A 12,421-nucleotide genomic window follows, 5' to 3' on the forward strand; every position below is an offset into this window, starting at 1 on the left:
CTGCCCCGGCGACGCCTCAGGGGACCTGGGCGGGCAGGTAGGCGACCACCTCGCGGGCGGTGAGCCCGCTCCGGTCGCGGCGTCCGAGCAGCCAGTCGACCAGGGAGACGACCGGGTTGAGGTGCGCGCCGGAAATCGGCCCGACCAGGGTGATGATGACCGGCAGAGCAGCCGCGGTGGCCGCACTGTTGGCGGCAGTCGTATCCCGACGTCCTGCGACAGGCGCACGGCCATGACGCCCGACCTGATCACCACGGCGACGAGCAGGCCGGTGCCCGGGAACTCGGCGAACGCCCGCCGTTCGATGCCCGTGGTCATGCCGTACGGGCGAGGACGGGCGACGCCGGACCGATCAGGGCCGACATGCGGGCCAGAACTTCGGGCTTGATCCAGTAGTACACCCACGTGCCCCGGCGCTCGGAGTCGATCAGCCCGGCCTGCTTGAGCACCTTGAGGTGATGGCTGATCGTCGGCGGGGTCAGGTCGAAAGCGGCCGTCAGGTCGCATACGCAGGTCTCGCCGCCCTCGTGGCAGGCGATCAGCGACAGCAGGCGCAGCCGTACGGGATCGGCGATCGCCTTGAACAACGGGGCCAGCTCGGCGGCCTCGCTCTCCGACAACGGCTCGCACGCCAGCGGCGCACAGCACGCCGCACCGGACACGTCCACGCCCGCATCGATGATCGGCAGCTCTTGCTTCGACATGGTTCTAATTTGACAGATATCTATGTACGGGTGCAAGCTGAGCCCAGGGTACTAATTAGATACTCATCTAATCAGGAGCTTGCGATGGCGCCTCGACTTCTCGCTCTGCTTCGCAGGACCACCGGCCGGGCCCATCCGGTGCGTGGCCTCGTGACTTTCGACGAGGCCACGGGTGAGGTCTGCGATGCCGCCTGCCGCAGCAACGCTCGTCTTGAGCAGGCCCGTACTTCTGCTCTCGCGGCCGGCTTCGGCCGCCTTTGACCCAGCCCACCCGCCAGACCCCGTCTCACATCAGGAGGAACCCATGTCCCGTGTCCAGCTCGCCCTCCGAGTCGCCGACCTCGAAGGCTCCATCGCCTTCTACTCCAAGCTGTTCGGCGTTGAGCCCGCCAAGCGGCGGCCCGGCTACGCCAACTTCGCGATCGCCGAGCCCCCGCTGAAGCTGGTTCTCCTTGAGGGTGAGGAGGGCGAGCCGACGCGGATGGACCACCTCGGCGTGGAGGTCGAGGACACCGCGCAGGTCACCGCCGCGACCGAGCGCCTGAAGGAGGCCGGCCTGGCGACCTTCGAGGAGAACGACACCACCTGCTGTTACGCCCTTCAGGACAAGGTGTGGGTCCACGGTCCCGGGAACGAGCCCTGGGAGGTCTACGTGGTCAAGGCCGACGCCGGCACCCTCACCAAGGAGGCCGACTCCGCGTGCTGCACCACCGACGACGCCGAAAGGAGACGGTGAGCGCGGGTAGGTCCTGCTGCTAGGCAAGACGGAAGACGCCGGGCGATCGTCACCAGGGTGATCGCCGGGCGTTCCGCGTAAACGCCCGGCGCCGGTGGCACTTCGACCCGGCGGTGAAGGCGGCAGGTCTGAAGGACGTAATGCCTCATGATCTCCGGGCTGCGCATGCAAACCGAGTGCCTGCAACGACCTTCCCCCAGCCGAATGCGAAGCCCACGCCGGCTGACCCGGTCACCCTCAGGCCCGGCGCGGTTCATTCTGTACGGCTTGGTGGGTTGCGGCTAGGTTCCGAGCCATGTGGTCGGCGTACAGGCTCGCGCGTCTCGTCGCGATCGTCGTCAGTGTCGGGTTCTCCTATGGGGGGTTCATCGGCATCTTCCGCTCCGACGACCCCGCCGGCGGCAAGGCGCTGGGATGCGGGCTCCTGGTCGGCCTGCTCCTGATGCACCTCTACAACTGCGTACGGATGGTCGACGGGCGGCGTCCGAAGGCGTGGCAGTGGACGCTCGCCCTGCAGGCTGTACTGACCGGTGCCGGACTGCTGATGTTCCCGAGCACGTGGTATGGCAACACCGGCTTCCTCGCCGCCGCCATCCTCCTGCTGATCCGTCCGGCGGGGCCGGCCTGGGCCGGATTCGCTGTCATCGTCCTCGCGCAATATCTCTCGGGACTCGAGGTACGCCCCACGGTCTGGGACGCGGCCTACCTGGCCATCGGCCACACGGCCTTCGTGGGCATCGCGCTCTACGGCGTCGCCCGCTTCGCCGACCTCGTCGGGGACCTGGAGAAGACCAGAACGGCTCTGGCCGACGCCGAGGTCACCCGGGAGCGGCTGGCGTTCGCCCAATTGCTCAACGAGCGGGTCGGGACGAGCCTTGAGGAGGTGGTGCGCCACGGTGAGGCGGTCAGGCGGGCGGCCGAGGTGCCCGCCGCCCGCGAACGCTTGGCCGAGAGCCTGGCGACCGCCAGGTCCGCGCTGGCCGGCACCCGGTCGGTCGCGCACGCCCATCGTGACGGCGCCCCCGCGGGACGGCGGGTCGCCGACGACCTGACGGCGAGCGTCGTCATGGGGCTCGGCGTGGCCGCGGTGCTGCTGATGCTGCTCACCAACCCGATCAAGTCCGTACTCAAGGCGGACGAGACCAGCGGCGAGACCGTGCTGTACCTCGGACTCGTGGCCGTCTTCACGGCGTTGTTCCTGTGGTGCTGCTCGGTCGGCGGCGACGACGGGCGGCCGCGTTTCTGGCGGACCGCGCTCGCCGCCGCGTTCGTCGTCGCGCTGGCTCCCGAGCTGGTCTTCGAGCGGTCGTTCTGGTATCTCAGCATCTTCCTGCCCGCGCTCACGCTCGTCCTGCTGCGCGGATGGCTGCGCTGGGCGGTGACGATCCCGCTGATCGCCCAGGACTGGCTCACCCTCGCGCTCTGGGATGTCACGCTCCAGGGTCCGACCTTCGTCGACCAGACCTACCAGATCGTCTGGGTCGGCGAGCGCGTCCTCGTCGTCTACGGTTTCGTCCGCATGGGTCGCCTCACGCGCGAACTACAGCACGCTCGCGCCGAGCTGGCACGTACCGAAATCGCTCGTGAACGCCTGCGGTTCGCCCGGGACCTGCACGACCTGCTCGGGTTCAGCCTCTCAGTGATCGTTCTCAAGAGTGAGCTCGCCTTCCGCCTGCTCGACAAGGATCGGGCGCGCGCGGAACGAGAGCTGGACGACGGCCTGGACGCCGCCCGCCAGGCGCTCGCGGACATCGACGCCGTAGCGGCGGGCTATCGCAGCATCTGCCTGCCGGACGAGGTCGAGTCGGCCAGAGCCGTACTCAGGACGGCGGGGCTCGAGGTGAACGGAACCGTCGACACCCCGCCGCTCACCGCCGAGCAGAGCAACGTGCTCGCGACCGTACTGCGCGAGGGCGTCACCAACGTCCTGCGGCACAGCGACGGGCGGTGCTGCACGATCGAGGCCGGGGTTACCGGCGGCACGGTGCGCTTACGCCTGCGGAACGACGGCGTCCGGGCGAACGACGTCCCGCCCGGAGCGGGTCTGGACAACCTCAGGCACCGGCTGCAAGCCGTGGGCGGGACCTTGACGAGCGAGGCCGTGGACGGGTCCTACGAGCTGACCGCCGAGATCCCGCTCACTCCGCTCGACCCGGCTCATATCCAGCCCTCGTCGGTCGCGATACGGATCGCGTCGACGCGGTTGCGCGCGCCGAGGCGCACGATCGCCGACGACAGATAGTTCCGTACGGTGCCGCGGCTCAGCGACAGCATCCCGGCGATCTCGTCGGCCTCCGCCCCGGTCGCGGCCGCTTTGAGCACCTCGGCCTCGCGCTCTGTGAGCGGGCTCTCGCTTCGCTGGAGCGCGATGAGCGCGAGCTGCGGATCAACGACCTGCTCACCGGCGCTCACCCGGCGGATCGCGTCGATGACCTCATCGGTGGGCGCGTGTTTGAGCAGGAAACCGGAGACGCCGGAGTTCAGGGCGCGGCGTAAGTAGCCGGGACGGGCGAGCCCGGACAGCACCATGACCCTGCACGAGGGAAGCTGCCGCCGGAGCTGGTCCGCGCCGGTGAGACCGTCGAGCCCAGGCAGGTCGATGTCGAGCAGGGCCACGTCGGGGCGGTGCGCGAGCGCCGCGGCGATGATCCGGTCACCCCGCTCTACCTGGGCGACGACCTCCAGGTCGTCCTCGAGATCGAGGACCGCGGACAGCGTCTCCCTGAGGATCCGGACATCCTCCGCGATCATGATCCTGATCACTGTGAATCCTTCACACGGCACTCGTGAACGTGGCACTACCGGCCGATTCGACGGCTCGGGAAGCTCTCATTACACACCAAATCCCAACCGTCGCAAGGAGCATCATGAGCAAGATCGTCTCGGTCGTCTACATCTCCATGGACGGCGTTGTGGAAGAGCCGGCCTGGACCGCCCCGTACTGGAGCGACGACCACGGCAAGTTCCAGGCCGGCCAGCTCTCCCAGAGCCGCGCCCTGCTGCTCGGCCGCGTCACCTACGACGGCATGTCCCAGGCCTGGCCCGCGATGGAGAAGGCCGGTGAGGACGTGGGCGTCATGAACAGCATCCCGAAGTACGTGGCCTCGACCACGCTGAAGGAGCCGACGTGGAACGCCACCGTCATCGACGGCGACGTCGCCGAGGCCGTCACCAAGCTCAAGGCCGAGGACGGCAAGGACATCCTCATCTATGGCAGCGGCGACCTGGTCAACTACCTCATCGAGCACGACCTGCTCGACGAGCTCAAGCTCTTCCTCCACCCGGTCGTCGTCGGCAGGGGCAAGCGCCTTTTCGCCGAAGGGCTCGACGCCAAGGCGTGGCGCCTGGCGGGGACCCACACCTTCGACTCCGGCGCAATCGTCCTCGACTACCGCCCGGCCGGGCCCGCCGCCTGAAGCTGAATGAGAGATGACGATGAAGAAGTCGATTCCCGCAACGTTACTGACCGTGATCGCTCTCGTGCTGAGTGTCGGTAAGCCCGCCGTATCCGCCACCGGCGCCGGCCATTACGCGAACGTCAACGGATTACGCATGTACTACGAGGTACACGGCCGCAGCCACGGCGAACCACCGCTCGTCCTGCTCCACGGCGGTATGTCGTCGATCCGCGTCTCCTTCGGACGCCTGCTGCCCGCTCTTGCCAAGAATCGCCAGATCATCGCCATCGAGCAGCAGGCACACGGGCATACCGCCGACATCGACCGCCCGCTGCGCTACGAGTACATGGCCGACGACACCGTCGAACTGCTCCGCCGGCTCGGCGTCAGGCAGGCGGACTTCTTCGGCTACAGCATGGGCGGTGGCATCGCCTTGAACGTCGCCATCCGCTATCCGGCCCAGGTGCGCAAGCTGGTGGTCGCCTCCACCGTCTTCGACGCCTCCGGCCTGCCGCCCGGGTATCTCGACCAGATGGAGCAACTCCGCCCGGAGAACTTCCAGGACACCGTCTGGCTCAAGGATTACCTGCAGACCGCGCCGCGCCCGCAGGACTTCCCCACCCTGGTCGAAAAGATCAAGGACATCAACCGGCACACCCCCAGCTATCCGCCCTCGGCCATCCGCGGGATGCGCGCGCCGACCCTGATCGCGATCGGCGACACCGACCTCCCCAGCATCGAGCACGCCGCGGAAATATTCCGCCTCCGCGGCGGCGGCCTCCCCGGCGACGGAGCCGGTGGCCCGGCCACCTCCGAACTCGCCGTCCTCCCCGGCACCACCCACGTCGGCATGGAGAACAACGCCGAACTGCTGCTCCCCGCCGTTTCCGCCTTCCTCGACCGGCCGTAGGGGAGCGCGGCCGGCGCAGGTGCGCGGTGAGCGTGCGGCTCAGCGCGCACCTGCTCCACCTGCTCAGGCGCCTGTAGTGCGGATGAGCGAACGACGAGGACCGCCGGGGCCGTCATCTTTCCGGGCCGCGCTCCGCAGGAGCCGTATCACTCGCATGGTCCCGTTCCAGGGCCAGGCGGGAGTGTGGGGCGGGCGGCCAGGTCGGCCAGGCGGGCCGATGCCCAGACGTTCTCGCCCGCGGTCTCGCGTGCCGCCGCCACCCGGTCCGCCGCGTCCGGAAGACCGGCGCGTACGGCGAGCTCCGCTCCCGCCGCCCGCGCGTACGCGGCCGACCAGCCTGTGGGCGAACCCGCGAACGCTCGGGCCACCAGCTCCGCGGTGTCCTCCACCGTCGCCGTCCCCGTCTCCGCCGCGGCCAGCGCGGCGGCGAACGCGGCGAACACCATCGGCTCACTGGAGGGATCGGCAGCGGGCCCCAGTGCGAGTTCCGCCCGCTTCCGCCACAGCAGGGACGCCTCCCGATCCGCGCGCAGGCCGTGGGCCAGCGCGACCGCCGACGCGGCCGGAGACAGCCAGGCCGCGATCGGCGCACCCGAGCCTCGCCACGCCCGCCACATCGGTTCGGCCAGTTCCAGCGCCTCCTCGCATCGTCCGAGCAGCACCAGCGGCGGGATCAGCTTGCCCGCCGGCCGGTACGGGTGCGCGCCCAGCAACTCGTCACCGGCGATCCGCTCGGCCACCGCCAGCGCGCCCTCGAGGTCGCCGGCCGCGAAGGCGGACAGCCACGTGTGGTGAAACGCGTCGAGGATCTCCGCCGCGCAGGCAGGATCGCTGCGGTTCATCCCGTCGATGAGCTGCAGCCGCTCGCGTGCGATCGCGTAGGCCCGCCGGAACCGCCCCGCCCGTATCGCCAGCGAAGCCGGCGCGTCCAGCGCGGCACTGACGAGCACCGGATCGCCTGTGGCACGCGCCGCCGCCACCGCGGCCCCGGCCAGCGACGGGTCGGGAAACGCCCGCGGCGACGGCGGACACCAGGTAAGCGCCACAGCCACATGCGCCGCCACGATGTGATCCGGCACGGCCGGCTTCCCGCCGTCGCCGGGCGTCGTCCCGGCGTCTCCCGCGACCGCCGTCCCGGGCCGCGCCGCTGCCACGGCCTCCTCCAGCAGCTGACGCAGCGCAGGCTCGGCCACCGGTTGGGCGAAGCCCGACAGGAACCGGCGGGCCGTCACCACCGCCTGAGCCAGGGCGATCGCCCCGGCTGTCCTGTCGCCCGCCACCCGGGCCCTCTCCGCCGACTCCACCAGCAACTCGAAGGCCCCGCTCGCCAGTCCCGCCCCGAACACCGCCTGCGCCGCACACCGCAGGTCGGCGGCGGCGTCCGAGGCGTCCGTCGCGCGCCGAGCCGCCTCACGGAAATGCGCCACCGACTCCCGCATGAGCCGCCGGGCGTACGCCAGCCGCCCGAGCGAGCGCGCCAGCTCGTGTGCCGCGGCGCCGGGCCCCGGGGGCGCGTGCCGCAACGCCGACCGCAGGTCGGCGCCGACAGCGTCGAACCTCTCCTGCCACTGCGGGGTCCGCTTCCCCGCCCGCCCCCACGCCATGTCGGCTGACGGGCCGCACGCCGTCTCGGTCAGCGGGGGCCGTAGCGTCTCGTCGGCCAGGGACCTGGCCGTGCCGGCCGCCCACCGCAGGTGCAACTCCCGCACCCGCTCCAGCTCACCCGCCGCCGCCAGCCGCTCCAGCGCATACGCCCGGACCGTCGCCAGCAGCCGCCACTCGCCGCCCGAGCCGCCGTCGCGCACCACCAGGCTCTTGTCCACGAGCCGGCCCAGCACGTCCGCCACCTCCCCTCGTGAGGCGTACGGGGCCGTCCGGCAGGCCGCGTCGAGGTCGAAGGCGCCGGCGAACACCCCCAGTCTCGGGAACAGCGCCCGCTCGTCGTCCCCTAGCAGGTCGTGGCTCCACCCGAGCACCGCCCGCAGTGACCGGTGCCGCTCGTCGGCGTGCCGGCTGCCCGCCAGCAGCCGCAGCGAGTCCTCCAGCGCAGCCAGCACCCCGTGCGCCCCCAGAGACGCGCACCGGGCGGCGGCCAGCTCGATGGCCAGCGGCATGCCGTCGAGGCGTGCGCAGATCTCCGCCACCAGCACCGGGTCGGCGGCGAACGCGTGGTCCACTGCCCTGGCCCGGTCCACGAACAGGGCCTCCGCTTCCGAGGACAGCGGGAGCGGCGAGATCGGCACCACGTGCTCGCCGGGGATGCCGAGCCGTTCCCGGCTGGTCGCCAGCACCGTGACGCCGGGGCACGACGACAGCACCCGGTCGGCGAGGGCCGCCGCGTCGTCCAGGACGTGCTCGCAGTTGTCCAGCACGAGCAGCCGCCGGCCGCCGTCCAGCGCGTGTGCGACGGCGTCCGCCAGCGACCGGCCCGGAGACTCGCCCACCCCGAGCGCTCGTGCCGCCGCCCCGGCCACCTCGCCGTCGCGCACCGGAACGAGGTCCACGAACGCCCCGCCGAGCGGGAAGTCGGGTGCGGCCGCCTCCGCCACCACGGCCGCCAGCCGGGTCTTGCCGACCCCGCCCGGCCCGGAGATCGTCACCAGTGCGCCCGGCCGCAGCAACGCCGGCAGCGTGTCCCGCTCGTGCGCCCGCCCGGTGAACCCCGTCCGCCAGGACGGCATCGCGGCCATGGGCGCTCGCGCCCGACCGGCGAACGCCGCCAGCGCCCGCCGGTCGGCGGCGTCGTGCTTGCGCAGCAGCGAGGAGACGTGGTTCTCGACGGTCCGCACCGAGATGCTCAGGCGCCGGGCGATCTGGGCGTTGGTCAGGTGCTCGCCGAGCAGCGCCAGCACCTCGGCCTCACGCGGCGACACCCTTTCCGGACTCACCTGATCTATATCACCATCACCCCTATATCCTCCGAAACCTATCTGAGTGCTGAATAGGTGGTCAGCACGGATGCCCCGCTCCGCCGCCCTCGTGACACTGGCTCCACGAGCCCACGACCGGAGGAGACGACTGCGCATGACCGGCGGCATATTGAACGACGCCTACGAGCGCTTCCACCGCACCGGCCCGGAATGGGGTGAGGACCAGCTCACCAACCACGGTCCCATGGCCGTCGAGGTCCTCGTCCGGCGCGGCCGGGCGGACCTGGTCGACCGCTGGACGAGCGGCTACCTGCGCCGCCTCGACGACCTGCCCTCGCCCACCGGCACGATCACCGACGCGAACTGGACCGAAGCCCTGGGCGACGGACGCCGCGTCGGCGACTGGACCGTCTATTTCTCCCGCGCCCTCACGGAACGGCCGTGGCGCGAGGTGCTGGCCGTCTGGTGGGAGCGGCTCCTCCCCGGCATCGTCGCCGGCACCACACACGGCGTCATCCGCGTCGGCCATGTCGTACGGGCGCTGCTCGCGGGCGCGGAGACCCCGCAGGCGCTCGGCGAGCTCGCCCATGGCCTGGCCTTCTGGGCCGCCAGGTCGCGCCCATATCCGGCCGCGGCGGCGCCGGCCGGGAGGCTCGACGCGGGGGCCGCGCTGGACGGCGTCCCCCGTGTCCCCGACCAGAGCGGCAACGTCGCCAACCGCTTCGGTCAGCTCCCCGGCATGCCCGGCTGGGCGGCGGCGGTCGCGGGCCTCGCGCCCGCCGCCGTCCCAGACGAGGTGCCCGCCCGCCTGGCCGACCTGGTCGCCGCCGCGACGCTGCGCTACCTCACCCACGGCCACGCTCACCCCGTGCTGCTCGTGCACACCGCAACAGCGCCGAACGCCGTGTTGCACACGCTGCCCGCGCTCCCCCGGGAGCTGTGGTCGCCCAGCCTGACCGCCATCTGGACTACCACCGCGGCCGTCTACGCCGCCTACGCCCCGAAGGAGCCCGCTCCGCGCTCCGCCCTGCCGGAGCCGCCGCAGGCCGCGGACGGGGCAGCGGAGGTTCTCGACCGGGCCGTCGCGCACGCCGACGAGCACGTCATCAAGTTCACCGACACCGCGGCCGAGGTCTACACCCGCACCGGGAATCCGGACGCGCTGGCCGCCGCCCTGCGCGCCGGAGCGCTCATCGCCTCGCCGATGTCCTGAAGGCCTCTCACAGGCCCGGCCGGTCGCCGCGGCCGTACCACCGTCGACCAGCTCACTGGAGACCACGCTCGTGTGCGGCTCCTACGGCCGACCGTCAGCCGGAGCTTCCTGCGGCGCTTTCCTTTCGGAGAGGTCGGTGGGACGGCGAGCCTTCCTCATTCCCGCGAGCGCGCCGAGGAGGGACGGCAGTGCGCCGGCCGCGAAGGACGCGGCCAGGGTGAGTCGTCCGACGAGCAGTCCCATGGACGCCGAGCCCATGGCGTTTCCGGTGTTGAACGCCGTATTGACCCACGCGCCGGCCTGTGTCTTCGAATCGGGAGCCGCGACCTTGTCCGCCAGCATGTAGGCCGTAGTGAGGGCCGGGGCGACGAACAGCCCCGCGACGCCGACCAGCAAGGACAGCGCGACCATGTTCGATACGAACCCGGCGGCGGCCAGGGGCACGGCCAGCGCGGTCGCCAGCAGGGGCAGCCGGCGTTCCAGGCTCAGCCGCCACGACACTGCACCGTAGGCCAGGCCGCCGACGGCGCTTCCGGCGGCCAGTGCGGCCTCGACCCAGGCGACCGCGGCGAGTCGCGCGTGCCGCTCGGCGAAGGCCACAACGAGGAGGTTCAGCGCGCCGAGCGCCATGCCTACGCCGCCGGCGACCAGGACGGGCCGACGTAGGCCGGCGGCGGCCGCGAGCAGACTCCGGTTGGTGCGCTCGGCGGACGACGGCTGAGAGACGGCCGGCGTCCCGGCGGCGGCCCGGGAGCTGCCGCGAGCGGCCACACCTGCTGCGGCGGGCGAGAACGCCAGTGCCAGTGAGCCGACGGTCACCAGGCCGGCGCTCACCGCGACGCCCAATGCGGGATGGGCCAGTCCCGCCAGCATGCCCGCCATCAGGGGGCCGGTCACGTAGAGGAGTTCCTCGGCGACGGTGTCGAGGGAATAGGCGCGTTGGAGAAGCGGGCCGTCGGGAAGCAGGTCGCTCCACAGACTGCGCATGACGGGGCCGAGCGGCGGAGTGAACGCGCCGGTGGTGCCCGCGAGCAGCCACGGCAGGGCACCGGACGCCCCGGGTCGCCAGGTGAGGGCTGCGACCAGGCAGAGAAGCAGGGCGTACGCGACCGCCATAGGAGTGAGGGCACGGCGGACGCCGTATCTGTCGATCAGACGGGCACGTATCGGCGACAGCACTGAGCTGACGAGTCCGAACGCGGCGATGGCACCGCCGGCGATGGCGTAGGAGCCGGTGGCCTGGGTGAACGCCAGGACCAGCGAAAGAAAGACGATCCCGTAGGACAGCCGCCCGACCAACGCCGCGATAAAGGTACGGCCGGCGAGTGGGGTGCGAAGAACGGCGTAGTAGGACGCTGCGGACTGCGATGACATGAGGTGACCTCGAAAAGGCAGCGTGAGGCCGGTGTACGGCGGTGAACGCTGCGGACCTGAGGGGACGGCTTCCGCGTCAAGCCCATGGCGGACGGGCGGCGCGTGGGGCCGTTCTTCAGGCACGAGGGTCGAACATGTGCGCGATGCTAACACAGCGTGTGCAAGGCACCCGATGTGTCACCTCGGCATCGCACACGAGCGCCCCTCTGACCCGTCACGCCGGCGAAGCGGACCGGCCCCGCAGGCCCTGTACGTGCTCGCCGTACTGGTGCTCATGGCGGCAATCGTCACGTTCGCGGAAGTGCGTAACCACAAGAAGGCGGCCGCTCCCCGTCGTGCGCCTGCGACAACCACCTGACGGCCGGAGGCGGCCCTTCTCCCTGGTCCTGTCGGAGGGGTCTGTCAGGCTGGGGCAATGACGCGCGAGGGTGTTGCGGTGTTCCTTCAGATCACGGACGGACAGGAGATGTCTCCCGACCTGCGGCGGGAGTTGCTCGAGTGCTGGGTCACGGTGACCAACGCCGGAGGTGCGGCCGGCTTCCCCTTTCCTCCTGTCACCTTCGATGAGGTCGCGGTGGTGGCCGATCAGCTCATCGCCGGCCTCGATCCGGAGCGCAGCCGGTTCCTCCTGGCCCACGTCGATGGGTCGCTTGCCGGCTGGCTGAACGTACGCAGGAACACCGACCCGCTGATCGCTCACTGGGGCACGGTTCATCACGTCCAGACACACACGAGGTTTCGTAGCAGGGGCATCGGTGCCGCGCTGATGCGCGAGGTGCGGCATGTGGCCCGGGAAGAGATGGGTCTCGAGCAACTTCACCTCGCCGCCCGAGGCGGTGTGGGCCTCGAAGACTTTTATGGGCGGCTCGGTTGGAAGGAGATCGGCCGGTGGCCCAACGCGCTACGGCTCGCGCCCGGCGATGATCGCGACGAGATCCTCATGATGCTTGAGCTCTGATCAGTTCGCCGCCTGCCTTTCGGGGAGCTCGGTGGGACGGCGAGGCCTCCTCATGCCCGCGAGTGCGGCGAGGAGGGACGGTAGCGCGCTCACCGCGACGCCCAATGCGGGATGGGCCAGTCCCGTCAGCAAGCCCGCGATCAGGGGAACTCGGGCGGGAGGCGGATGATCTCGTATGTTCGGCTCTCGCGCGGTTCGTCCTGGAAATTCCAACTCTGGCCCAGGGACGGCGCGATCCGCGCGCGGCGGTGGAGACGG

10 protein-coding genes and 1 pseudogene are annotated in these 12,421 nt (G+C 71.0%); 6 read left to right on the forward strand and 5 right to left on the reverse strand.

From position 1 onward, the window contains the following. Nucleotides 1–16 precede the first annotated feature (16 nt). Both FLW16_RS46205 and FLW16_RS17910 read right to left on the reverse strand, forming a co-directional pair. Nucleotides 17–184 (reverse strand): annotated as a pseudogene (locus FLW16_RS46205) (aquaporin); the annotation flags it as partial. 130 nt (nucleotides 185–314) lie between these two features. Then, nucleotides 315–704, reverse strand: a complete 390-nt coding sequence (locus tag FLW16_RS17910; protein WP_142561239.1) for a metalloregulator ArsR/SmtB family transcription factor — start codon at nucleotides 702–704, stop codon at nucleotides 315–317. A gap of 304 nt (nucleotides 705–1,008) precedes the next feature. Between FLW16_RS17910 and FLW16_RS17915 the strand changes: the two genes are divergently transcribed. Beyond that, complete coding sequence (locus FLW16_RS17915) at nucleotides 1,009–1,440, forward strand: ArsI/CadI family heavy metal resistance metalloenzyme (protein ID WP_142561240.1); 432 nt, start codon at nucleotides 1,009–1,011, stop codon at nucleotides 1,438–1,440. 295 nt (nucleotides 1,441–1,735) lie between these two features. Next, complete coding sequence (locus FLW16_RS17920; RefSeq protein ID WP_142561241.1) at nucleotides 1,736–3,682, forward strand: sensor histidine kinase; 1,947 nt, start codon at nucleotides 1,736–1,738, stop codon at nucleotides 3,680–3,682. On the opposite strand, the gene FLW16_RS17925 is transcribed toward FLW16_RS17920, so the two are convergent. Next, the gene (locus FLW16_RS17925; RefSeq protein WP_142561242.1) at nucleotides 3,598–4,203 is read right to left on the reverse strand and encodes a response regulator; all 606 of its coding nucleotides are present in this window, start codon (nucleotides 4,201–4,203) and stop codon (nucleotides 3,598–3,600) included. The genes FLW16_RS17920 and FLW16_RS17925 overlap by 85 nt on opposite strands. A gap of 104 nt (nucleotides 4,204–4,307) precedes the next feature. Here FLW16_RS17925 and FLW16_RS17930 point away from each other — a divergent pair, with 104 nt between their 5' ends. Both FLW16_RS17930 and FLW16_RS17935 read left to right on the forward strand, forming a co-directional pair. Next, nucleotides 4,308–4,856, forward strand: coding sequence for a dihydrofolate reductase family protein (locus FLW16_RS17930; protein WP_142561243.1), 549 nt, complete (start codon nucleotides 4,308–4,310; stop codon nucleotides 4,854–4,856). Nucleotides 4,857–4,869: 13 nt separating this feature from the next. After that, a complete protein-coding gene (locus FLW16_RS17935; RefSeq protein WP_221891138.1) occupies nucleotides 4,870–5,748 on the forward strand; it encodes an alpha/beta fold hydrolase in 879 nt (292 codons plus the stop codon). Between the two features lie 146 nt (nucleotides 5,749–5,894). Here FLW16_RS17935 and FLW16_RS17940 read toward each other — a convergent pair whose 3' ends face one another. Continuing rightward, a complete protein-coding gene (locus FLW16_RS17940) occupies nucleotides 5,895–8,636 on the reverse strand; it encodes a LuxR C-terminal-related transcriptional regulator (protein WP_185949476.1) in 2,742 nt (913 codons plus the stop codon). Between the two features lie 136 nt (nucleotides 8,637–8,772). On the opposite strand from FLW16_RS17940, the gene FLW16_RS17945 reads away from it, so the two are divergent. Beyond that, the gene (locus FLW16_RS17945) at nucleotides 8,773–9,831 is read left to right on the forward strand and encodes a questin oxidase family protein (protein ID WP_142561245.1); all 1,059 of its coding nucleotides are present in this window, start codon (nucleotides 8,773–8,775) and stop codon (nucleotides 9,829–9,831) included. A gap of 81 nt (nucleotides 9,832–9,912) precedes the next feature. Here FLW16_RS17945 and FLW16_RS17950 read toward each other — a convergent pair whose 3' ends face one another. Then, nucleotides 9,913–11,205: an MFS transporter gene (locus FLW16_RS17950; RefSeq protein ID WP_142561246.1), complete on the reverse strand. Its 1,293-nt coding sequence runs from the start codon at nucleotides 11,203–11,205 to the stop codon at nucleotides 9,913–9,915. Nucleotides 11,206–11,620: 415 nt separating this feature from the next. Here FLW16_RS17950 and FLW16_RS17955 point away from each other — a divergent pair, with 415 nt between their 5' ends. Beyond that, the gene (locus tag FLW16_RS17955; protein WP_142561247.1) at nucleotides 11,621–12,163 is read left to right on the forward strand and encodes a GNAT family N-acetyltransferase; all 543 of its coding nucleotides are present in this window, start codon (nucleotides 11,621–11,623) and stop codon (nucleotides 12,161–12,163) included. Nucleotides 12,164–12,421 lie beyond the last annotated feature (258 nt).

This window comes from Microbispora sp. KK1-11, from assembly GCF_006874435.1.
GTDB lineage: Bacteria > Actinomycetota > Actinomycetes > Streptosporangiales > Streptosporangiaceae > Microbispora > Microbispora catharanthi.